Below are 21,858 nucleotides of genomic sequence, written 5' to 3'. Positions count from 1 at the left end.
CTCATCCGCCCCATGTCCGCCACTGGTCACACTTATGTTACAGAAAACTCGCGCCGGTTTGGCGTAACGCAGGTCACTCGTACGGGCCTTCTCATCTCGCGCATCAAACCTTCCGGTGGCTCCCGAGGGGAATTCACCAGGCCTTTTCCGAACACCTCCCAAAAATCCCCCGGAGGTGGTGGAACTTTCACCGGAAAGGGGTGCCGACTCATTACTCCGAGGTAATTCCCGGCCTTCGCACGGGCGGCCCCGAGCTGATGGAAGGAATAATTCCGCCTGTCGGACGCACGAGTCCCGGGCAGGTGTTTGACGGAGCGTCCGGCTGATCGGACCAGGCCGTTCACAGCCCGGCCGCCACCCCCGCCGACACCCGGCGGAGACGGCCCGACGGGGGCCGACCGACACGCCGGACGCGTGAGGCACCCTCGCGCCCCGCCCCCGCGACGAGCATCATGACGGGTGCCCGAGAGCCCGTGTGAGCTGAAGCGAAGGGGTACGCGGATGGGGACCGACACCGCACAGGCGTCCGCCGGGCAGATCCGGGAGCGACACCGCGGGCGGATCGTGGTCGACTGGCTGACGACCACGGACCACAAGAAGATCGGGTCCCTCTATCTGATCACCTCGTTCGCCTTCTTCATCGCGGGCGGGCTGCTGGCCATGCTCATGCGCGCCGAGCTGGCCCGCCCCGGCATGCAACTGATCAACAACGAGCAGTTCAACGAGGCGTTCACGGCGCACGGCACGATCATGCTGCTGCTGTTCGCGACCCCGGCCTTCGCGGGCTTCGCCAACGCGATCATGCCGCTGCAGATCGGCTCCCCGGACGTGGCGTTCCCACGGCTCAACATGCTCGCGTACTGGCTGTATCTCTTCGGCGGCCTGATCGTGGTGGCCGCCCTGGTGATGCCGCAGGGCGGCGCGACCTTCGGCTGGACCGCCTACGCGCCACTGAACAGCATGGTCCGCTCGCCGGGCATCGGCACGGACATGTGGATCATGGGGCTGGCGCTCTCCGGCTTCGGCACGATCCTCGGCGCGGTGAACTTCATCACCACCATCATCGGGATGCGCGCCCCGGGGATGACGATGTTCCGGATGCCGGTCTTCACCTGGAACGTGCTGTTCACCTCGATCCTCATCATCATGGCCTTCCCGGTGCTCGCCGCGGCGCTGCTCTGTCTGGAGGCGGACCGGCGGTTCGGGTCGGTGATCTTCGACGCGCAGAACGGCGGGTCGCTGCTGTGGCAGCACCTGTTCTGGTTCTTCGGCCACCCGGAGGTCTACATCATCGCGCTGCCGTTCTTCGGCATCATCACGGAGATCATCCCGGTCTTCTCCCGCAAGCCGATCTTCGGCTATGTGATGCTGATCGGCGCGACCATGGCGATCACTGCCCTGTCGATGGTGGTCTGGGCCCACCACATGTTCGCGACGGGCGCGGTGCTGCTGCCCTTCTTCTCCTTCATGTCCTTCCTCATCGCCGTGCCGACCGGGGTGAAGTTCTTCAACTGGATCGGCACGATGTGGCAGGGGTCGCTGTCCTTCGAGGCGCCGATGCTGTGGGCGACCGGCTTCCTGGTGAGCTTCCTCTTCGGCGGGCTCACCGGGGTGATCCTGGCCTCGCCACCGCTGGACTTCCACGTCACGGACTCGTACTTCGTGGTCGCGCACTTCCACTACGTGGTGTTCGGGACGGTCGTCTTCGCGATGTTCGCCGGCTTCTACTTCTGGTGGCCGAAGTTCACGGGGAAGATGCTGGAGGAGCGGCTGGCGAAGATCCACTTCTGGACCCTGTTCGTCGGCTTCCACCTCACGTTCCTCGTCCAGCACTGGCTGGGCGCCGAGGGCATGCCCCGGCGGTACGCGGACTACCTCGCGGCCGACGGCTTCACCGCGCTCAACACGGTGTCCTCGATCGGCGCGTTCCTGCTGGGGCTGTCGACGCTGCCGTTCTTCTACAACATCTGGAAAACGGCCAAGTACGCCCCGAAGATCGAGATCGACGACCCCTGGGGCTTCGGGCGTTCGCTGGAGTGGGCGACGTCCTGCCCGCCGCCCCGGCACAACTTCCTCACACTGCCCCGGATCCGCTCCGAGTCACCGGCCTTCGATCTGCACCACCCTGACGTGGTCAAGCTCGAGGAGCCCTCACCTCCGGTAGAGCCCGACCGAGCCGGTCCCTGACCTCTCGTATGCGGTCGTTCAGCGCCGCCGGTTCGCGCACCTCGAAGTCGAAGCCCAGCAGCACGATGTGAACGACCATCACATCGAGGGTGTGCGCACCCGTGCGCAGCAGACAGCTGTGCTCGTCGACCGCCTCCAGCACCCCGGCCATGGGCGAGACGCGCTGCGCGGCCTCCTCGACGGGCACCCGCAGCAGCACGGTGGCCTGTTCGGTGTAGACCGCGGTGGAGACGCCCCGGGAGACGTACGCGGCCAGGTCCTCGGCGGGCGGCTGCCGGGGAGCGCAGCGCGGGCCGTGCGGCGGTGTGGGAGTGATGCGGTCGGCGCGGAACGTCCGCCAGTCCGCGCGGCCTGTGTCCCACGCGACGAGGTACCAGCGGCGCCGGGCCCACACCAGCCGGTGCGGCTCCACGTCCCGCCGGGTGGCGCCGCCCTCGTGATCGCGGTAGTCGAAGCGCAGTCGGCGGCTGTCCCGGCAGGCGTGGGCGAGTTCGGTGAGCACCTCCGCGCCGACGGTGGGCCGGCCGGGGCCGGCGGGCATCGGCACGGTGAAGGCGTTCAGGGCGCTCACCCGGCGCCGCAGCCGCTCGGGGAGGACCTGCTCGAGCTTGGCGAGCGCCCGTACGGACGTCTCCTCGATGCCCTGGACGCCGCCGCTCGCCGCCGTCCGCAGACCCACCGCGACGGCCACGGCCTCCTCGTCGTCCAGCAGCAGCGGCGGCAACTGGGCGCCGGGGCCCAGCCGGTAGCCGCCGATCGTGCCGGGCGAGGAGTGCACCGGATAGCCCAGCCCGCGCAGCCGGTCGACGTCCCGCCGCACCGTGCGGGGCGTCACCCCGAGCCGTTCGGCGAGGTCCGGGCCGGACCATTCGCGGTGGGCCTGCAAGAGGGACAGCAGGCGCAGCAGTCGTGCCGAGGTCTCCAACATGCGCCGAGTCTGCCAGCCGTCGAGGACAGTCACTGTCCTCGACGGCTCTCTTCACGGCCGACGGGGCCGGGGGTGCCCGTAGGGCTACCGGGCGGCCGGGGGCCGCTCGTCGATCCGGACCGAAAGGTCGTTGTCGGCGGTGTAATACGGGCCGGCCTGGGCAGCCGCATAGGGGGTGTCGATCGCGCGCGGCGGATAAGCGAAAATCTGCTGCTTGTCGACGACGTCGTCCAGAATGCGGGCGATCCGGACCGGGTCCGGGGCGTCCGGGTCGCCGGGGCGGCGCAGCGTCAGGTCCCAGACGTCCAGACCGCCCCGCCACTCGGCGGACAGTTCCGCGTAGGGCAGGGTGAACGTGAAGTCCGCGCCGTCGGCGGTGAGCGGGGCGGTGACGACCAGGTCGGCGTCACGCCGGCAGCGGGCCTCCGCGACCGCGTCGGCAAGCCATGCCTCGGGGTCCTCGACCCGGTGGAGGACGCCGTGGACGGTCAGGGCGTCGTCGTCGAGGACGATGTCCCCGGCCTCGGCGTGGGGGCCGCGCAGCCAGCTGCGCAGCGAGAGGTTGCCGTGCTTCGTCGCGTACGGGATGCGGACGGCGAGCGGCGAGGTGCTGGGGCCGGGTCTGCGGTCGACCAGCGAACGCAGATCGAGCAGACCGGGCACGAGCCGCACCGGTTCCTCGTCGCCCTGGGCGACATGGAGGTCCCAGCGGCCCTCGGGCAGCGCGACGGTGCTGGGCAGCACCGCGCGCAGCCGGCCGTCGCCGTTGGGGGTCAGCGGGAGGCGGACCTCTTCGGCCTCTTCGCCCCCGGTCCCCGCCCCGCCGGCCCGGCGGCGCAGGACGAGCGCGGCGGACCAGTGGTCCGAGGTGTCGGAGCGCTCGGGGGCGTCGAGGTCGAAGGTCAGTCCGCCCGCGGAGTCCGCGATGCAGTCGGCGGTGGGGTTGCCCATGCCGAAGGCCAGGGGAGGGGCAGACACGGTGGCGGGCTCCTCGGGAGTGTCGGTCGGGTGGGGCTGCCCGGAACCGGCCGCGTCGGACGCGCCGGCGGGCCGGTCGTGAGGCGTCATCAGGCACGCACCTTTCGCAGGGCGGACCTACTGGCGTCCTTGGCCTGGAACGCGCTGCTGAGCAGCGCGCCCCGGGTGCGGTGCAGCGAGCCGCGCAGGCCGCCGCGCCCGGTCAGGTCGGTGAAGAGCTCTTCGTAGCGCCCGGCGACGTGGGCCGGGTCGAAGCGGGCCGAGCTCGAGAGCGCCTCGCGGCCCATCCGCTGTCGCAGCTCGTCGTCGTTGATCAGCTTCAGCAGCCCGGCGGCGATCCTGTCGACCTTGCCGGTGGGCACCAGCAGACCGTCGACCCCGTCGTTGATGATCTCGCCGGGCCCGTGCGGGCAGTCGGTCGAGACGACGGGCAGGCCGCAGCGCATCGCCTCGACGATGGTCATGCCGAACGATTCGAGGCTGGAGGTCACCGCGCCGATGGACCCCTTGACCCACTCGGGGTCCAGGGGGTTGGCAGGGCCCATGAGGAAGACGTGGTTGTACAGGCCGCGCTTGTCGATCTGGGCGCGCAGCTTCGCGCGCTCCGCGCCGGCGCCGTAGATCCGCAGCCGCCAGTCGGGGCGCTCGGCGACGACCTTCTCGAAGGCGCGGATCAGCACGTCGTAACGCTTGGCGGGGGCGAGCCGGCCGGCGGCGACGACCCACTTGGCGCTGCCGTCCGCGGGGGCGAGGGCCGGGGCGGGGATGCTGTTGGGCACCGCCTCGACGCGCACGCCGGGCAGCCGCATCAGCTTGCGGTAGGTCGCGGCGTCGGCCTCGGTGACGGTGGTGACCGCGTCGAGCCGTGGGTAGTGCGTGCGCAGGGTCAGCTTGAGCTGCGGGGTGTGGGTGCTCAGCGTCAGATGCTCCTGGCCGACGCGGACCGGACCGCGCCGCGCCTGCTGCGCGATGTGCACGTTGAGGCCGGGGCGGGTGCCCACTATGACGTCGCAGTCGAGGCTCCCCAGGTGCTCCGCGATCCGCCGGTCGGTGAGCGCGCTGTACTGCTTGTAGCGGCCCTCGGTGGCGGGGAAGACGGAGGCGGGGCGCTCCTGCTCGGGGTCGTCGCCCTCGTAGCCCGGACTGCCCTTGCGCAGATCCACCAGGTGGCGCAGCCGCACCTTCGCGCCGGGAGCGAAGACGGGCTCCTCGCGATGGCGGAAGACGGAGACGATCTCCACGTCGTGCTGCTCGGCGAGCGTGCTCGCGAGGTTGTACGTGGTGCGGATCGTGCCACCGATTCCGTACGCGTTGTGAATCAGGAATGAGATGTGCATTCGTCCCCGTATGCAGCCGTTTGCCGCGGACGTTACCAAGCAGCCCGCCTACTGAGAGGTTAGACCGTGGTGAGGGCTTCGCGGTTGGCCCTGATCACCAACTCGTTCTCGAACCGATGAGGAATCGGTAGCGGATCCGGGGAACTTTTGGTGATCTTCCCCGAAAGCCGTCACGGGGCCCGGCCCGGGCGTGACCCCCGCCCGGGATCGCCCGTTGTCTCGTTACGAGCCGGGAACCGCCCGGCACGTGACGACCCACAGTTCGAGGAGCCCCCCGTGCCGCGCATGCTCGACGTCAGCGACGACGTACGTGCCGAGATCGGTGACGAAGAAGCCGCCCGACTGCTCGGCGGTGACAGTGCCCCGGGCAGCTACGACTGCACGTCCTGCCGCACCCCCGGCCACACCGAGCGGGAGCGCACCAGCACCGTGCTCTTCGTCGGCGAGGAGACGGCCGTGCTGGCCTTCGCGCACGCCGCCTGCATCCCCTCGCAGGTCGTTCCCGTCTCCGAGGAGCAGCTCCAGGGAGCGGTGCGGTCCATCACGGCCGCGAACGAGCCGAGCGCCCCGGCACCGATCTCCCCCGACAGCCCCCTCCAGGCCGAGCTGGGGGTGACCAGCGGACTGCTCCTGATCGGCGGCGAGCTGCAGCCGGCGCTCGTCGTCGAGCCGCTCGGCCCCATCGCCCGCCCCGGCACGGACGGGCCGGTCGACGTCTTCCTGCCGCTGCTCATCGAGCAGGGCTTCGCACCGGTCGCCGCCGTCGACCAGGTCCCGGCGCCCACGCCGGGCTGGTCGGTGCTGCTGGCCATGGGCCAGCTGCACGCGATCCTCCAGCCGGGCACCGGTGGCGGCACGCCCACCGCCTGGTGGCAGGCGCACCAGGCGATGCAGGTCGCCACCGAGTGGCGGTCCGCCGTCAACAAGACACGGCGGGTGCTGGTCTTCGCGGCCCCGGTCGGGACGATCGGCCAGCAGCCGCGCGAGGACCTGCTGCGCGAGGCGCTCGACCGGGCCGCGGCGCGCGGTCAGCTCGTCGCAGCCGCGATGCCCCTCGCGGGCACATGATCAGCGAAATGCACCACGCCCGTCACGGACCCGCGGGCCATTCGCGGTCAGGCCCGCATCCGACGGGCCACGGGGTCGTTGGCACTGATGTGTACACATACGATCCCGCATCCAGGACCTCGTACAACCACATCCCCGGTATGCGGCCACCCCGCGACGCCGCCCCGGACGCCCTCGCCGTCTCGGTCACGCCGATCTACGACGCGCTCTACTCCGAGTACCGCAGGTCGTTCCGGGCGCTCCCGGGCGACCGCTCGGGCGAGGAGGACCTGGGGTTCAAGGGCTTCGGTGCCCAGCACCGGGCGTACGGCGGGCAGAACTCCCCGGGCCAGTCCGGGCAGTCGTCGTACTCCGGGCAGTCCGGCTACACCGGTTCCTGGGACTCGTACTACGGGCGGCAGCGCGGCGAGCCGGTGCCCGCCGCGCTGCCGCCCGCTCCACGCGACAACCGGATGCGCGGCTTTTAGGTTCTGTCCGGCGGATCGTAGGGGCGCACCCGCCGCTGCGCGGCGGTGTCCTCAAGCGCCGGACGGGCTGCTATTGGCCGAGCTCAGCCACAACCAGCCCGCTGGGGGCACCTCCCAGCGGTAGCTGGGGGAGCTTGAGGACGCGCCCGCAGTGCCGCGCCTCGCGCGTTACTTGTTGCGCCCGCGCTTCTCCCGCACCCGCACCGAGATGTGGATCGGCGTGCCCTCGAAGCCGAACTCCTCGCGCAGACGGCGCTCGACGAAGCGGCGGTAGCCGGCCTCCAGGAAGCCGGAGGCGAAGAGCACGAACCGCGGCGGGCGGGTGCCCGCCTGGGTGCCGAACAGGATGCGGGGCTGCTTGCCACCACGGATCGGGTGCGGGTGCGAGGCGACGATCTCACCGAGGAAGGCGTTGAGCCGCCCGGTCGGGATGCGCGTCTCCCACCCTGCCAGGGCGGTCTCGATCGCCGGGACGAGCTTCTCCATGTGACGCCCGGTCGCCGCCGAGACGTTGACGCGCGGGGCCCACTGGATCTGCGCGAGCTCGGTCTCGATCTCGCGCTCGAGGTAGTAGCGGCGCTCCTCGTCCAGCGTGTCCCACTTGTTGAACGCCACGACCATCGCCCGGCCGGCGTCCACGGCCATCGTGATGATCCGCTGGTCCTGGACGCTGATGGACTCGCTCGCGTCGATCAGGATGACCGCGACCTCCGCCTTCTCCACGGCGGCCGCGGTACGCAGCGAGGCGTAGTAGTCCGCGCCCTCCTGGAGGTGGACGCGGCGGCGGATGCCGGCCGTGTCGATGAACTTCCAGGTCACGCCGCCCAGCTCGATCAGCTCGTCGACCGGGTCGCGGGTGGTGCCGGCCAGCTCGTTGACGACGACGCGCTCCTCGCCCGCCACCTTGTTCAGCAGCGAGGACTTGCCGACGTTCGGGCGGCCGATCAGGGCGATGCGGCGCGGGCCGCCGACCGTGGCGCCGAAGGTCTGGGCCGGGGCCTCGGGCAGCGCCTCGAGGACGGCGTCCAGCATGTCGCCGGTGCCGCGGCCGTGCAGGGCCGAGACCGGGTGCGGCTCGCCGAGGCCCAGCGACCACAGCGCCGCGGCGTCGGCCTCGGCGGACGGGCCGTCGACCTTGTTGGCGCAGAGCACGACGGGCTTGCCGGCCCGGCGCAGCAGCTTGACGACGGCCTCGTCGGTGTCGGTCGCGCCGACCGTGGCGTCCACGACGAAGACCACCGCGTCGGCGGCCTCGATGGCGAACTCGGCCTGGGCGGCGACGGAGGCGTCGAGGCCCAGGACGTCCTGCTCCCAGCCGCCGGTGTCGACGACCTTGAAGCGGCGGCCGGCCCATTCGGCCTCGTACGTCACACGGTCACGGGTGACGCCGGGCTTGTCCTGGACGACGGCCTCGCGGCGGCCGATGATGCGGTTCACCAGCGTCGACTTGCCGACGTTGGGGCGGCCGACCACGGCGAGGCGGGGCAGCGGCCCGTGCCCGGCGGCGGCGAGCTCGCCCTCGATGTCCTCCGGGTCGAAGCCTTCCTGCGCCGCGAGCTCCATGAACTCCGCGTACTCGGCGTCGCCAAGCTCACCGTGCTCGTCGCCGGAGTGGATCTGGTCGTTCATGAAGTCCGTTTCCTGTTTCTTTCGGAGTACTTCGTCATCGGCGGTCCCGTGTGCGGTCCCGCTACTCAAGTCTTGTCGTTGCCGCGGCCGGTCAGCCGCTTGGCGTCCGCCAGGTGTGCGGCGAGCCGCCCCTGGATGCGGGTCGTCGCCGCGTCCAGCGCCGCCCGGGTGCGCCTGCCGCTGCCGTCGCCCGCCTCGAAGGGGTCACCGAAGACCACGTCGACGCGGCTGCGCAGCGGCGGCAGGCCCGGTATCGCCCGGCCCCGCCGCTCGGCGCTGCCCAGCACCGCGACCGGCACGATCGGTGCGCCGGAGCGCACCGCGAAATAGGCGAGCCCGGCGCGCAGCGACGCGAAGTCGCCCTCGCCCCGGGTGCCCTCGGGGAAGATCCCCAGCACACCGCCCCGCTCCAGCACGCCCAGCGCGTCGATGACCGCGGCCCGGTCGGCCGTCGTCCGGTCCACCTTCAGCTGGCCGATGCCCCGCAGGAACGGGTCCAGCGGGCCGACGAACGCCTCCCGCTTGATCAGGAAGTGCACCGGCCGGGGCGCGGTGCCCATCACCATCGGACCGTCGATGTTGTGGGAGTGGTTGACGGCCAGCACGACGGGCCCCGTGGCGGGCACCCGCCAGGCGCCCAGCACACGCGGCTTCCACAGCCCGTACATGAGCCCGATGCCGATCCGTCGGCCGACGGCGGCACCAGGCTCCGAGCCCGTCACCGAACCTGTCACGCGACCGCCCGCTTCTCCTCGACAAGCGTGACGACGCACTCGATGACCTGCTCGAGCGTCAGCTCGGTGGTGTCCACCTCGACGGCGTCGGCCGCCTTCGCCAGCGGCGAGGTCTTGCGACCCGAGTCGGCGGCGTCGCGCTTGATCAGGGCGGCCTGGGTGGCGGCCAGGTCGGTGGCCTCCTTGCCCTTCAGCTCGCCGCTGCGGCGGGCGGCACGGGCCTCGGCCGAGGCAGTGAGGAAGATCTTGAGGTCGGCGTCCGGCAGCACGGTCGTGCCGACGTCACGGCCCTCGACCACGATGCCGTGCGGCGCCTCGGCGGCGATCGCGCGCTGCAGCTCGGTCAGCCGGGTGCGCACCTCGGGCACCGCGCTGACGGCGCTGACCGCGGCGGTGACCGCCTGGGTGCGGATGGGCGCGGCCGCGTCGGCCCCGTCGACCGTGATGGTCGGCGCCGAGGGGTCGGTACCCGAGATGATCTCGGGCTTGCCGGCGGCGTCGGCGACGGCCTCGGCGTCGTTCACGTCGATGCCGTTGTTCAGCATCCACCAGGTGATCGCCCGGTACTGGGCTCCGGTGTCCAGGTAGCGCAGCCCGAGCTTGGCGGCCACGGCCTTGGAGGTGCTGGACTTGCCCGTGCCGGAGGGGCCGTCGATGCCGACAATCACTGCTGCCGGTGCGGTCCGGGCGGCGGTTTCCACGGTGTCAGACACCTTCCTCAAGCACGGGGCGGGAAAACTTTTGCGGTACGGGCCCGAGAGAGCCTTCGCTCAAGGTTACTGGCTCCCCGGACCGCCCCGCGCAGCCGATGCTCTCCGGCCCTCGCGCAGGGCCTGTCCGGCGGATCATCTGTCCGGCGGGAGCCTGGGGGCGCACCACCGCTGCGCGGCGGTGTCCTCAATCCCCGGACGGGCTGCCATCAGCCCGTCCGGGGGCACCTCCCAGCGGTAGCTGGGGAAGATTGAGGACGCGCCCGCAGGGCGCTCGCCGCCGCAGGCGGCAACCACCCGCCCTACTGCCGGATCGACCAGCCCCGCTCCCGCAGCGCCGTCGTGAGGCCCGGAGCCATGCTCGGCTCGACCATCAGCTGGATCAGACCCGCCTGCTGGCCGGTGGCGTGCTCGATCCGGACGTCCTCGATGTTGACGCCCTCCCGGCCCGCGTCCGCGAAGATCCGGGCGAGCTCGCCCGGCTGGTCGCCGATGAGCACCGTCACCGTCTCGTACGCGGCCGGGGCCGCGCCGTGCTTGCCGGGGACCCGGGAGCGGCCGGCGTTGCCGCGCCGCAGGACGTCCTCGATGCCGGCCGCGCCCTCGTCGCGCTTGTCCTCCTCGGCGGACTGCAGGGCGCGCAGGGCCCGTACCGTCTCGTCGAGGTCACCGGCGACGGCCGCGAGGACGTCGGCGACCGGGCCGGGGTTGGCGGAGAGGATGTCGATCCACATCCGGGGGTCGGAGGCCGCGATCCGGGTCACGTCGCGGATGCCCTGCCCGCACAGCCGCACGGCCGTCTCGTCCGCGTCCCGCAGCCGGGCCGCGACCATGCTGGAGAGCAGTTGCGGGGTGTGCGAGACGAGCGCGACGGCCCGGTCGTGGGCGTCGGCGTCCATGACGACGGGGACCGCGCGGCACAGCGCGACGAGTTCGAGGGCGAGGTTGAGGACCTCGGTGTCGGTGTCCCGGGTGGGGGTGAGCACCCAGGGGCGGCCCTCGAAGAGGTCGGCGGTGGCCGCCAGGGGGCCGGAGCGCTCCCGGCCGGCCATCGGGTGCGTGCCGAGGTAGCCGGTGAGGTCGCAGCCGAGCGCCTCGAGTTCGCGGCGCGGGCCGCCCTTGACGCTGGCGACGTCGAGGTAGCCGCGGGCGAGGCCGCCCCGGATCGCCTCGGCGAGGGTGTTCGCGACGTATGCGGGCGGTACGGCCACGATGACGAGGTCGACGGCCCCCTCGGGCGCCTCGTCCGTGCCGGCGCCGAGGGCGGCGGCCGTCCGGGCCTGGGCGGGGTCGTGGTCCATGAGGTGCACCCGGACCCCGCGGCCCGCGAGAGCGAGCGCTGCGGAGGTGCCGATCAGTCCGGTGCCGATGACGAGGGCGGTTCTCACTGGGCGATGTCCTTGCGGAGGGCGGCCGCGGTGGTGTGCGTTCGCGTGGGTCGTACGTGGATCATGCGTGTCCGTCCACCCTAGCCAGCCGTTCGGCGGCCCGTTCCCGGCGACCGCCCTCCGGGACGGGCGCGCCCGCGTCGGGTAGAACGTGTCCATGATCTTCCACTTGGTTCCCCTGGACGACTGGCTGGCCGTGCCCGACCGCCCGTACTCCCCCGCGTCACTGGCGACCGACGGCTTCGTGCACTGCTCCCCGGACGAGGAGACCACGCTCGCCGTGGCGTCCGCCTTCTACCGCGAGACCCCCGGTCCGCTGATGGTGCTGCTGATCGACGAGCACAAGCTGGATGTCATGGTCCGCTGGGAGGCGGCGGACCCGGCGCCGCCGCCCGGGGTGCCGGCGCGGACGCTCTTCCCGCATGTGTACGGCCGGATCAGCCGCGACGCGGTCGAGGGGATGATGGAGGTCCGGCGCGACGAGGAGGGCAAGGCGCTGGGCCTCGAGGTGTGGTCGTAGACCGGCGAAATCACGGTGACAGGTCGGGCGGGGCCGGGGAACAATCGCGGCCATGCGCCACTCCCCCGAAGCCACGGCCACCGTCGAACCCTCCGTCGCGGAAGGGCACGGGCTCGTCGCCCGGCACACGATCTACGCCTGTGTGATGGGTTCGCGCGCCTTCGGGCTGGCGACGGCGGCCAGTGACACCGACCGGCGTGGGGTGTACGCCGCGCCGGCGCCGCTCTTCTGGCGCTTCGACAAGCCGCCGACGCACGTCGACGGGCCGGCCGAGGAGCAGTTCTCCTGGGAGCTGGAGCGGTTCTGCGAGCTGGCGCTGCGCGCCAATCCCAACGTTTTGGAGTGCCTGCACTCGCCGCTCGTCGAGCACGTCGACGACACCGGCCGCGAGCTGCTGTCGCTGCGGGCGGCCTTCCTCTCCCGCCGGGCCCACCAGTCGTTCACCGGCTACGCCACCGCCCAGCGCCGCAGGATCGAGGCCGATCTGCGCACCCATGGCGCCCCCCGCTGGAAGCACGCCATGCACCTGCTACGACTCCTGACGAGCGGGCGCGATGTGCTGCGTACGGGCGTGCTGACCCTCGACGTGGGCGAGGAGCGCGAGCGGCTGCTGGCCGTCAAGCGTGGGGAGGTGGGGTGGCCGGAGGTCGCCGCGTGGATGGACCGGCTGCGCGCCGAGACCGACGCGGCGGCGGAGCGGACCCCGCTGCCGCCGGAGCCGGACCGCGCCCGCGTCGAGGACTTCCTCGTCCGCGTGCGCAGCGCTTCGGCCGCATCAAGCCCGTCCGGCGTTTGAGGACGCGCCCGCAGGGCGCCCGCCGCCGCAGGCGGCAACCACGGGCCCGCAGCCGCGGGCGCACCACCGCTGCGCGGCGGTGTCCTCAATCTCCCCCAGCTACCGCTGGGAGGTGCCCCCAGCGGGCTGCTATCGGCTGATCCCAGCCGATAGCAGCCCGTCCGGCGATCGCAGAGCCGCCAGGCCTAGAGATCGACCTCGCGCATGAGCATGCCGACCTCGGTGTTGGTCAGACGGCGCAGCCAGCCCGACTTCTGGTCGCCGAGGGGGATCGGGCCGAAGCTGGTGCGGACCAGCTTCTCGACCGGGAAGCCCGCCTCGGCGAGCATGCGGCGCACGATGTGCTTGCGGCCCTCGTGGAGGGTGACCTCGACCAGGTAGTTCTTGCCGGTCTGCTGGATCACCCGGAAGTTGTCGGCGCGGGCCCAGCCGTCCTCCAGCTGGATGCCGCTCTTGAGCTGCTTGCCGATGTCACGCGGCAGCGGGCCGGTGATGGCGGCGAGGTAGGTCTTCTGGACGCCGTACTTCGGGTGCGTGAGGCGGTGGGCCAGCTCACCGTGGTTGGTGAGCAGGATGATGCCCTCGGTCTCCGTGTCGAGACGGCCGACGTGGAAGAGCCGGGTCTCGCGGTTGGTGACGTAGTCGCCGAGGCACTGGCGGCCGTCGGGGTCCTCCATGGTGGAGACGACACCGGCCGGCTTGTTGAGCGCGAAGAAGAGGTAGGACTGGGTGGCGACGGTCAGGCCGTCGACCTTGATCTCGTCCTTCTCCGGGTCCACGCGCAGGCCCTGCTCGATCACGATCTCGCCGTTGACCTCGACGCGGGACTGCTCGATGAGCTCCTCGCAGGCACGCCGGGAGCCCATGCCCGCACGGGCGAGCACCTTCTGCAGACGCTCACCCTCCTGCTCGGCACCGGGGAACGTCTTGGGGGTCTTGACCTGCGGCTTGTTGTGCCGCTCCCGGTTGCGCTCCTCGATCTTGGCGTCGAGCTCGCGGGGACGGGCCGGGACGGAGTGACCGCGGGCGGGCCCGCTGGTCCGGCCGCCGGCACCGGCGGTGGGGCTCCTGCGGGGGCCGCCCTTGGCGCCGCCGCGGGCCGACGCGCCGCGGCCGCTGCTGGTGGGACCGCTGGTGCGGCCGCTGGTGGCGCCGCCGCGGGTGCGCTCGGCGTCGGGGCCCACGTCGTAGCGGCGCTCCTCCGGGCGGGGACGGCGCGGACGCTCCTGCGGCCTGTCGTCGCGCTGGCCACCGGAGCGGCCGCCGTCGTAACGACCGCCCTCGGAGCGGCCACCCTCGGAACGCCCGCCGTCGGGGCGACCGCCGCCGTAGCCGCCGGAGCGACCACCCTCGGGGCGACCGCCGCCGGAACGACCGCCCTCGGGACGCCCGCCACCGGAGCGTCCGCCCCCGGACGCCGGCCGGGGGGACCCGCCTCGTGCGCCCCGGTCGTCCCGGTTGCCGCTTCCGCTGTTCCTGCCGCTGCTTCGCATCAAAGTTCCGTCTTGTCGTCTGCGTCGGTGTCCGGTGCGTCCGGATCGAACGACGGCACACCTTCCTGAGTGTCGCCCTCGATCGCTTCCGCCTCGGGGAGGAAGGGCGCTAGCTCCGGGAGCTCGTCCAGGCCACGCAGGCCCATTCGCTCCAGAAAGTAATTCGTCGTCCTGTACAGGATCGCACCTGTTTCGGGTTCCGTCCCCGTCTCCTCCACCAGACCCCGCTGGAGGAGGGTGCGCATCACGCCGTCGCAGTTCACTCCCCGTACGGCGGAGACCCTCGATCGGCTGACCGGTTGACGGTACGCGACCACGGCCAGGGTCTCCAGCGCGGCCTGGGTCAGCCGGGCCTGCTGGCCGTCGAGGACGAAGCACTCCACGGCGTCGGCGTACGCGGGGCGGGTGAAGAAACGCCAGCCGCCGGCCACCATCCGCAGGTCGAAGCCGCGCCCCTGCGCGGTGTACTCCTCGGACAGCTCGCGCAACGTCTGCGCGACCTCGCGGCGGGGCCGCTCCAGGATCCTGGCGAGGTGCTCCTCGGTGGCCGGCTCGTCGACGACCATCAGGACCGCCTCCAGGGCGGGCCCCAGGGGCAGGCCCGCGACCGTTCGCAGCCCCGCGGGCGCGTTCTCGTGTCCGTATGCCTCGTCGCTCATGCCGTCTCCTCCTGCGGGCCTTGTTCGGGGTCCTCGCCCGGCTCGCGGTCGAACTCGTCCGTCACCACCGGCCGGGCGTCCGCCGTGCCCGTCCAGCGGACCGTCAGCGCGCCCAGCGCCTGCTCCTGGTCCAGGACGACCACCCGCTCGCGGTAGAGCTCCAGGAGCGCCAGGAAGCGCGCCACGACCGTCAGGGTGTCCGGGGCGTCCGCGGTGAGCTCCCCGAAACTCGCCTCGCCCGCGTCCCGCAGCCGGGCCACGACGACCTCCGCCTGCTCACGGACGCTGACCAGCGGCGCGTGGATGTGGTCGACGTACACCTCGGGCCGCGGCCTGGGCCGCATCGCCTTTGCGGCGAGCTCGGCGAGGCCGCGGGCGCCGATACCGAGGACGACCTCGGGGAGCAGCTCGGCGTGGTGCGGTTCGAGGCCGACGGTGCGGGGGTGGCGGCGGGCCTCCGCGGCCAGCCGGCCGCTGAAGATCTCCGCGATGCGTTTGTACGCCCGGTACTGCAGCAGCCGGGCGAACAGCAGGTCCCGGGCCTCCAGCAGCGCGAGGTCCGCCTCGTCCTCGACCTGGGCGACGGGCAGCAGCCGCGCGGCCTTGAGGTCCAGGAGCGTCGCCGCGACGACGAGGAACTCGGTGGTCTGGTCCAGGTCCCAGTCCGGGCCCATGGCCCGCAGGTGTGCCATGAACTCGTCGGTGACCTTCGACAGGGCGACCTCGGTGACGTCCAGCTTGTGCTTGGCGATCAGCTGGAGCAGCAGGTCGAACGGGCCCTCGAAGTTGTCGAGCCGGACGGTGAACCGGGCGTCGGCGGGGGCGGTGCCGTCCTCGCCCGCGGTGTCGGCCGGTGATGGTGCCTGGCGTGGTTCGTGCGGCGGCCGGGCCGCGCCGTGGCCGAGGGCTCGGCGGGCGGACGGGTGTGTCGGCATCGATCGGGGTCCATGGTGCTGGGGAGGGGCGGCCCTGACGGACCGGGCACGGGAGCCCGGCGCGACGCGTGGGTACGAAGGACCCCCGGGGCCGGTACGGGCCGTCCCGTACGGGGCAGGCCAGGCTATCGGGGCGCACCCGCTCAGCGCCCGCGCAGCCGCCGTACGAGAATGCTCGCGTCGCCGCGCGACTCCAGGTCGGCGAGGACGACCGCAACGGCCTCCCGCACGATCCGGCCGCGGTCGACGGCGAGTCCGTGCTCGCCGCGCAGCACCAGCCGGGCGTGTTCGAGGTCCATCAGCTCCTCGGCGGAGACATAGACCGTGATCTTCTCGTCGTGCCGCTCACGGCCGCTGGGCCGGCGGCCCGCTCCCCGGCCCCGGCGGCGGCCCTGGGCGGAGGCGGCGGGGTCGCTCTGCGCGGGCGCCGGCCGGGCGCCCGTGGGGCGGTCCCGGTCCGCGGCGGCGGAGCGCCGCTCGGCGGGCTGCTCCCGGTCCGTACCGGCTCCACCGCGGCCGCCGCGCTCGTGTCCGTCCCCCTGGGCCCCGGCGCCCTGCTCGGGTGCGGAGTCGGATTCGGCGGCCTGGCCGGGGACCCGCGGGGGCGGCGCCTCGCCGCTCTCCTTCCGACGGGGGGAGGAGGACTGGAGTCCCATCCCTCCGGTGGTGCGGAACAGTTCGTCGGCGCCGGGCAGACTCACTCGGCGTGACACCGGGCGAGCACCTCCCTGGCGAGCTGACGGTAGGCGGCGGCACCGACGGAGTTCGACGCGTACGTGGTGATGGGCTCGCCCGCGACCGTGGTCTCGGGGAAGCGCACCGTACGGCCGATGACGGTGTGGTAGACGTGATCGTCGAACGCCTCGACGACGCGCGCGAGGACCTCGCGGCTGTGCACGGTCCGCGAGTCGTACATCGTGGCGAGGATGCCGTCCAGCTCCAGCTCGGGGTTGAGCCGCTCCTGCACCTTCTCGATCGTCTCGGTGAGCAGCGCCACACCGCGCAGCGCGAAGAATTCGCACTCCAGGGGCACGATCACCTTGTGAGCGGCCGTCAGGGCGTTGACGGTGAGCAGACCGAGCGAGGGCTGGCAGTCGATGACGATGTAGTCGTAGTCGGCCATCAGCGGCTTGAGCGCCCGCTGCAGGGTGGACTCGCGGGCCACCTCGCTGACGAGCTGGACCTCGGCCGCGGACAGGTCGATGTTGCTGGGCAGCAGGTCCATGTTGGGCACGGCCGTCTTCAGCAGCACCTCGTCGGCCTGCATGCCCCGCTCCATGAGCAGGTTGTAGACCGTCAGGTCCAGCTCCATCGGATTGACGCCGAGTCCGACGGAGAGGGCGCCCTGCGGGTCGAAGTCGACGAGCAGCACCCGGCGTCCGTACTCCGCGAGCGCGGCGCCCAGGTTGATGGTCGAGGTGGTCTTGCCGACCCCGCCCTTCTGGTTGCACATCGCGATGATCTTCGCGGGGCCGTGGTCGGTCAGCGGCCCCGGGATCGGGAAGTAGGGCAGCGGGCGTCCGGTGGGACCGATGCGCTCGCGACGTTGACGGGCGGCGTCGGGCGCGAGCGTGGCCGCGTATTCGGGATCGGGCTCGTACTCCGCGTCGGGGTCGTAAAAGTGCCCCTCGGGCACGTCCTCGTAGTCGGCGAGAGGGGCGGAGTCTCTGCCGCCGCGGTCGCCGGCCATGGCGTTCACGTGATGGCCGTCCATGCTCTGGTGGGCTGTCGTCGTCGTGCTCTGGATGTGGTGGCGGGCTGCGAAGGTGTGGACAGCGACGGAGCCGACAGCTTCGAGCCCCACGGGACTCTGGCCCTGCGCAGACATTCCTGGGTGACCACCCCCGGGAGCAAATGTCGACTCATTCACAAGTCGTCCTACCTCCTTGGTGACCAGGAAACATCTAGATAGGTCAGCGTGGCACCATGCCGACGGTCTGCGACTCTATGGCGTGTCGGCGGTTCGCAGCAACACAATCCGCCGGAGACAGCGCGATGTGTCGGCGATCGAACAGCCTTCTGTCAAGGGTGTACGGCCCATAACCCGGAACTTTCACGGGCGGGCGCGCCGATGCGAAAACAGCCCGGCCGGGCCTTGCTCAGCAAGGCCCGGCCGGGTGCGCGCTCTTGGTGTGTCGCGTTGACGACGCACCGGGATTCAGCGGAGAAGTCAGCCGAGGAGCGTGCTCAGTTCGACCTGCGGCAGGCCGTGCGCCTCGGCGACGGGGCCGTAAACGACCTGTCCCTCGTGGGTGTTGAGACCCTTGGCGAGAGCGGCGTCCCGGCGCAGCGCCTCCTGCCAGCCGCGGTTCGCCAGCTCCACGATGTAGGGCAGCGTGGCGTTGGTCAGCGCGTAGGTGGAGGTGTGCGGCACCGCGCCCGGCATGTTGGCGACGCAGTAGAAGACGGAGTTGTGGACCTCGAAGGTCGGCTCCGCGTGGGTGGTGGGACGGGAGTCCTCGAAGCAGCCGCCCTGGTCGATCGCAATGTCGACAAGGACACTTCCGGGCTTCATCTTGGCGACGAGCTCGTTGGTGACCAGCTTCGGGGCCTTGGCGCCCGGGATGAGGACGGCGCCGATGACGAGGTCGGCCTCGACGACGGCCTTCTCCAGCTCGAAGGCGTTGGAGACGATCGTCTGGATCTTCGTGCCGAAGATCTTGTCGGCCTCGCGGAGCTTGTTGATGTCACGGTCGAGCAGCGTGACGTGGAAGCCCATGCCGATGGCGATCTGGGCCGCGTTCCAGCCGGAGACGCCACCGCCGATGACGACGGCCTTGCCCGCCGAGGTGCCCGGGACACCGCCCGGCAGCACGCCGCGGCCGCCGGCCGAGCGCATCAGGTGGTAGGCGCCGACCTGCGGGGCCAGCCGGCCCGCGACCTCGGACATGGGGGCGAGCAGCGGCAGCGCGCGGGTCGCGGTCTCCACGGTCTCGTACGCGATGGCGGTGGTGCCGGACTCCAGCAGCGCGTCCGTGCACTCGCGGGAGGCGGCGAGGTGCAGGTAGGTGAAGAGCGTCTGCTCCTTGCGGAGGCGGTGGTACTCCTCGGCGATGGGCTCCTTGACCTTCAGCAGCAGGTCGGCGGTCTCCCACACCTCGTCGGCCGTCTCCAGGATGTTCGCCCCGGCGGCGACGTACTCGGCGTCGGTGATGGAGGAGCCGACACCGGCGTTCTTCTCCACGTAGACCTGGTGGCCGTTGCGCACCAGCTCATGCACGCCGGCGGGCGTGATGGCCACGCGGAACTCGTTGTTCTTGACCTCGCGGGGGATGCCGACCTTCACGTCGATCACGGTCCTTGAATCAGATAATGACAGGCTAATCCGGATATGCCGGGGCATACCAGAGCAGACCGCGTCGATCGCGGCCCGACCAGTCTAATGAAGGATCTCGCGCTGTCTAGCCTTGTAAAGGGTCAATCTTTTCGCGAACCACTACTGATTTCGTAGGCTGCCCTTCGGGGCCTGCTGGCCCTTGCCGTCCCTGGCCCGGTCCTGGGCCCGGATCCGGGTCCGGTCCTGGGTCCCGTTCCGGGTCCGGTTCCGGGCCGCCTTCGAAGCAGTGGTTCCGGCGAGGCCGGCGATCCCACCGCTCCCGGCTATCGGGCCCCCGGCGGCGCCGGGCAGCGGGTCACCGGCCGCTTCCGGCCCGGCGGGGCCGGAGCCGGCGGGAGCCGCCGCCAGCAGCCGCTCGGCCTCGACGCGGTGCAGATCGGCGGCCGCCCGGTCGCCGAGGCGCTCCAGGGTGTCCGCCAGCCGCAGCCGGACCGCCGCCTGCAGCCGTATGTCACCCGCCTGCCGCGCGCACTCCACCGCCTCCAGGCAGGTGCGCAACGCCTCCTGCGGCCGGCCCGCGTACTCCTGCACCCGGGCGGCCTCGCTCAGGGCCCGCGCATGGCCGGGCAGGTCCCGCAGCCTGCGGCACGCCGCCGCCGCCGCGCGCCAACTGCGCAGCGCGTCACCCCACTCGCCCGCGTAGGTGTACACCGCGCCGAGCCGCCCGTAGAGCCGTGCCTCGTCGGCGAGTTCACCCCGCGTCAGCCGCAGTTCGAGGCCGCGCCGGTACCAGTCGGCGGCGCGCTGCCAGTCGCCGAGCTCCTGGTGCGCGGCGGCGATGGACTCCAGCGACCGGCTGGTGGCGTACGGGTCGCCCGATTCGCGCGCCGCCCGCAGCGCCTCGCGGTAGCGGTCCAGCGCCTCCGTCGTACGGCCCGCCCGGGCGTCGAGGTCACCGAGGTTCAGCAGCGCCGCGCCCTTCTCCAGCGGCATCTCGCAGCGCTGTGCGACGTCGAGGACCAGTTGGTGCAGCCCGTACAGCTCCGGCGCCGCCCGCTCGGCCCCCAGATGGGCCGTCAGCGCCCGGGTCAGCGCGGAGACCAGCCGCCGGGCGAGCGTGTCGAGACGGCCGTCCTCCACCGCCAGCCGGGCCGCGGCCAGCAGCGTCGGCAATCGCGACAGCAGCCACTCCTCGGCGGCCTGCCGGGTGGGAAAGCGCAGCGGGCGCGGCAGTTCGGCGATCCTCTTCCGGGTGGCGAGGTCCCCCGTTTCGGTGATGGCCCGGCAGGAGTGCAGCTGGCGTACGGTCCGCTCCAGCATCCGCGCCCGCGCCAACTCCACCTCGGCGGGCCGCTCCCGCTCGTACAGCGCGGCACGCAGCATCGACATGAGGCAGCCCGGCACCCGGTACTGCGGTGCCGGGGGCTCGCAGGACCGGGTGCCGGCCCCGGCCGGCACCTCGGCGGGTGCGGCGGGCACCTCGGCGGGTTCGGCGTGCAGGAACCCCTGGGCGGTGAATTCCTCCAGCGCGGCCTGGGCGGCGGAGACCGAACAGCCCGCCAGCGCGGAGGCGGTGTGGGCGTCGACCAGTCCGGCGGGGGCCAGGGCGAGCAGCCGCAGGACCCGGGCCGGGGTCTGCGGCAGCGATTCGTAGGCGAGCCGGAAGGCCCGCCCCAGGGGGCGTCCGCCGACCCCTTCGTGGCCCTCGGCGGGTGCCAGTTCCCGCAGCCGCTTGGCCACGTCGACGACCGACATCTTGGGCCGGGCCGCGAGCCAGCCGCCGACGAGGACCAGGGCCGCGGGCTGTCCGCCGCACTCCTCCACGACGCAGGCCGCCGCCACCGGGTCGCAGGTGATCCGGGTGGGGCCCGCGTACCACTCCAGGAGATCGACTGCGGCGGCCACGTCGAGGCCGCCGAGGGTGCAGGGCCGCACATCGGGAACGCCCGTCAGCGGGCCCCGGGAGACGGCGACGACCAGGCACGCCGATTCGTCCGGCAGCAGCGGGTCCACCTGCTCGGCGCCCGCCGCGTCGTCGTAGAGCAGCACCACCCGGCGGCCGTCGAGCGCGCCGCGCAGCGCCTCGGTCAGCTCGTCCTCCCCGGCGCCGGCCGGTACGGGCGCGCCGAGCGCGGTGAGCAGGGCGCGGGCGGTCCGCTCAGTGGGGACGGGCTCCCCGTCGACCCCCGTGAGGCGGGCGCGCACCACCCCGTCCGGGTACTCCCCGGCCAGCCGTCTCACCAGCTCCTCGGCCAGCGCCGTGCGTCCTGAGCCGGGGCGCCCGGCGATGAGCAGCACCCGACTGCGCGGCGTCTTGCGGCCGGAGAGCGTGTCGAGCCCGGCGCGGACGATGTCGGCGCGCAGCGCCTTGAGCTCACGGCCCCGGCCGACGAACCGGCCCGCCGTGGCGCCGCCCTGACGGGCTCTCACCCCGGTACCCATGGCGGACAGCCGCCGCTCGGGCGGAGCCGCCGCCAGTCCTCCGGTCTCCACCGCCTGCTCCGCCACGGGGCCCACTCCCGTCCACCTGCACGCACGAGCCCGTCGCGGCCGCGGCGGGAACGCGTCGAGCCTAGTTCACCGCCCACCACACCTCGGGGGAAGCCCGATCCGCCTCACCGAAGATCACCTATTCGGTTGGCCGTATCGTCCGACGGAGTCGCGCCTGCGCACCACCGCTGCGGGGGGGGGGGGGGGGGGGGGGGGAAAGGAGGGGCGGGAGAATGGAGACTGCGAGCGAAGAAACAAAGGA

At 72.3% G+C, this 21,858-nt stretch carries 19 protein-coding genes; 5 read left to right on the top strand and 14 right to left on the bottom strand.

All coding sequences use genetic code 11. From position 1 onward, the window contains the following. Window positions 1-501 precede the first annotated feature (501 nt). Window positions 502-2,187, top strand: a complete 1,686-nt coding sequence (gene ctaD / locus ACZ53N_RS14195; RefSeq protein WP_469141136.1) for an aa3-type cytochrome oxidase subunit I — start codon at window positions 502-504, stop codon at window positions 2,185-2,187. On the opposite strand, the gene ACZ53N_RS14190 is transcribed toward ctaD, so the two are convergent. From ACZ53N_RS14190 to ACZ53N_RS14180, 3 genes are all read right to left on the bottom strand, one after another. Next, window positions 2,135-3,115: a helix-turn-helix transcriptional regulator gene (locus tag ACZ53N_RS14190; protein ID WP_469141135.1), complete on the bottom strand. Its 981-nt coding sequence runs from the start codon at window positions 3,113-3,115 to the stop codon at window positions 2,135-2,137. The genes ctaD and ACZ53N_RS14190 overlap by 53 nt on opposite strands. An 84-nt stretch (window positions 3,116-3,199) precedes the next feature. Continuing rightward, a complete protein-coding gene (locus ACZ53N_RS14185; protein ID WP_469141134.1) occupies window positions 3,200-4,183 on the bottom strand; it encodes a hypothetical protein in 984 nt (327 codons plus the stop codon). Then, a complete protein-coding gene (locus ACZ53N_RS14180) occupies window positions 4,183-5,430 on the bottom strand; it encodes a glycosyltransferase family 4 protein (RefSeq protein WP_469141133.1) in 1,248 nt (415 codons plus the stop codon). The genes ACZ53N_RS14185 and ACZ53N_RS14180 overlap by 1 nt, the downstream gene beginning before the upstream one ends. 276 nt (window positions 5,431-5,706) lie before the next feature. Here ACZ53N_RS14180 and ACZ53N_RS14175 point away from each other — a divergent pair, with 276 nt between their 5' ends. Continuing rightward, window positions 5,707-6,498, top strand: a complete 792-nt coding sequence (locus tag ACZ53N_RS14175) for a hypothetical protein (RefSeq protein ID WP_469141132.1) — start codon at window positions 5,707-5,709, stop codon at window positions 6,496-6,498. Window positions 6,499-6,638: 140 nt separating this feature from the next. Next, window positions 6,639-6,965 (top strand): hypothetical protein, encoded by a 327-nt coding sequence (locus ACZ53N_RS14170; protein WP_469141131.1) that lies wholly within the window; start codon window positions 6,639-6,641, stop codon window positions 6,963-6,965. Window positions 6,966-7,133: 168 nt separating this feature from the next. Here the strand turns inward: ACZ53N_RS14170 and der are convergent, their stop codons facing one another. The 4 genes from der to ACZ53N_RS14150 form a co-directional block, all read right to left on the bottom strand. Then, window positions 7,134-8,594 carry a ribosome biogenesis GTPase Der gene (gene der, locus ACZ53N_RS14165; RefSeq protein WP_469141130.1) on the bottom strand — a complete coding sequence of 487 codons (1,461 nt, stop codon included), beginning with the start codon at window positions 8,592-8,594 and terminating at the stop codon, window positions 7,134-7,136. 65 nt (window positions 8,595-8,659) lie between these two features. Next, window positions 8,660-9,367, bottom strand: coding sequence for a lysophospholipid acyltransferase family protein (locus ACZ53N_RS14160; protein ID WP_469141129.1), 708 nt, complete (start codon window positions 9,365-9,367; stop codon window positions 8,660-8,662). Continuing rightward, the gene (cmk, locus tag ACZ53N_RS14155) at window positions 9,325-10,029 is read right to left on the bottom strand and encodes a (d)CMP kinase (RefSeq protein ID WP_469141128.1); all 705 of its coding nucleotides are present in this window, start codon (window positions 10,027-10,029) and stop codon (window positions 9,325-9,327) included. Before cmk ends, ACZ53N_RS14160 begins: the two co-directional genes overlap by 43 nt. A 311-nt stretch (window positions 10,030-10,340) precedes the next feature. Next, window positions 10,341-11,426: a prephenate dehydrogenase gene (locus tag ACZ53N_RS14150; RefSeq protein WP_469141127.1), complete on the bottom strand. Its 1,086-nt coding sequence runs from the start codon at window positions 11,424-11,426 to the stop codon at window positions 10,341-10,343. Between the two features lie 157 nt (window positions 11,427-11,583). Here ACZ53N_RS14150 and ACZ53N_RS14145 point away from each other — a divergent pair, with 157 nt between their 5' ends. Together ACZ53N_RS14145 and ACZ53N_RS14140 are read left to right on the top strand one after the other, a co-directional pair. Further along, window positions 11,584-11,946 carry a DUF952 domain-containing protein gene (locus tag ACZ53N_RS14145; protein ID WP_469141126.1) on the top strand — a complete coding sequence of 121 codons (363 nt, stop codon included), beginning with the start codon at window positions 11,584-11,586 and terminating at the stop codon, window positions 11,944-11,946. A gap of 52 nt (window positions 11,947-11,998) precedes the next feature. After that, a complete protein-coding gene (locus ACZ53N_RS14140; RefSeq protein ID WP_469141125.1) occupies window positions 11,999-12,742 on the top strand; it encodes a nucleotidyltransferase domain-containing protein in 744 nt (247 codons plus the stop codon). Window positions 12,743-12,927: 185 nt separating this feature from the next. On the opposite strand, the gene ACZ53N_RS14135 is transcribed toward ACZ53N_RS14140, so the two are convergent. From ACZ53N_RS14135 to ACZ53N_RS14105, 7 genes are all read right to left on the bottom strand, one after another. Continuing rightward, window positions 12,928-14,235, bottom strand: coding sequence for a pseudouridine synthase (locus ACZ53N_RS14135; RefSeq protein WP_469141124.1), 1,308 nt, complete (start codon window positions 14,233-14,235; stop codon window positions 12,928-12,930). Then, window positions 14,235-14,894, bottom strand: a complete 660-nt coding sequence (gene scpB, locus ACZ53N_RS14130) for an SMC-Scp complex subunit ScpB (RefSeq protein WP_469141123.1) — start codon at window positions 14,892-14,894, stop codon at window positions 14,235-14,237. Before scpB ends, ACZ53N_RS14135 begins: the two co-directional genes overlap by 1 nt. After that, window positions 14,891-15,829 carry a segregation and condensation protein A gene (locus ACZ53N_RS14125; protein WP_469141122.1) on the bottom strand — a complete coding sequence of 313 codons (939 nt, stop codon included), beginning with the start codon at window positions 15,827-15,829 and terminating at the stop codon, window positions 14,891-14,893. Before ACZ53N_RS14125 ends, scpB begins: the two co-directional genes overlap by 4 nt. A gap of 143 nt (window positions 15,830-15,972) precedes the next feature. After that, window positions 15,973-16,542 (bottom strand): hypothetical protein, encoded by a 570-nt coding sequence (locus ACZ53N_RS14120; RefSeq protein WP_469141121.1) that lies wholly within the window; start codon window positions 16,540-16,542, stop codon window positions 15,973-15,975. Continuing rightward, window positions 16,527-17,657, bottom strand: coding sequence for a ParA family protein (locus ACZ53N_RS14115; protein ID WP_130877043.1), 1,131 nt, complete (start codon window positions 17,655-17,657; stop codon window positions 16,527-16,529). Before ACZ53N_RS14115 ends, ACZ53N_RS14120 begins: the two co-directional genes overlap by 16 nt. Before the next feature lie 342 nt (window positions 17,658-17,999). Beyond that, window positions 18,000-19,115, bottom strand: coding sequence for an alanine dehydrogenase (ald, locus tag ACZ53N_RS14110; RefSeq protein ID WP_356458895.1), 1,116 nt, complete (start codon window positions 19,113-19,115; stop codon window positions 18,000-18,002). A gap of 150 nt (window positions 19,116-19,265) precedes the next feature. After that, on the bottom strand, window positions 19,266-21,614 hold the full coding sequence (locus ACZ53N_RS14105) for a tetratricopeptide repeat protein (protein ID WP_469141120.1): 2,349 nt from the start codon (window positions 21,612-21,614) through the stop codon (window positions 19,266-19,268). Window positions 21,615-21,858: the final 244 nt, after the last annotated feature.

The sequence above is a fragment of the Streptomyces sp. NPDC033229 genome, assembly GCF_055576875.1.
The sequence above is the reverse complement of the archived record's forward strand: the minus strand, read 5'-3'. Positions and strand labels throughout refer to the sequence as shown.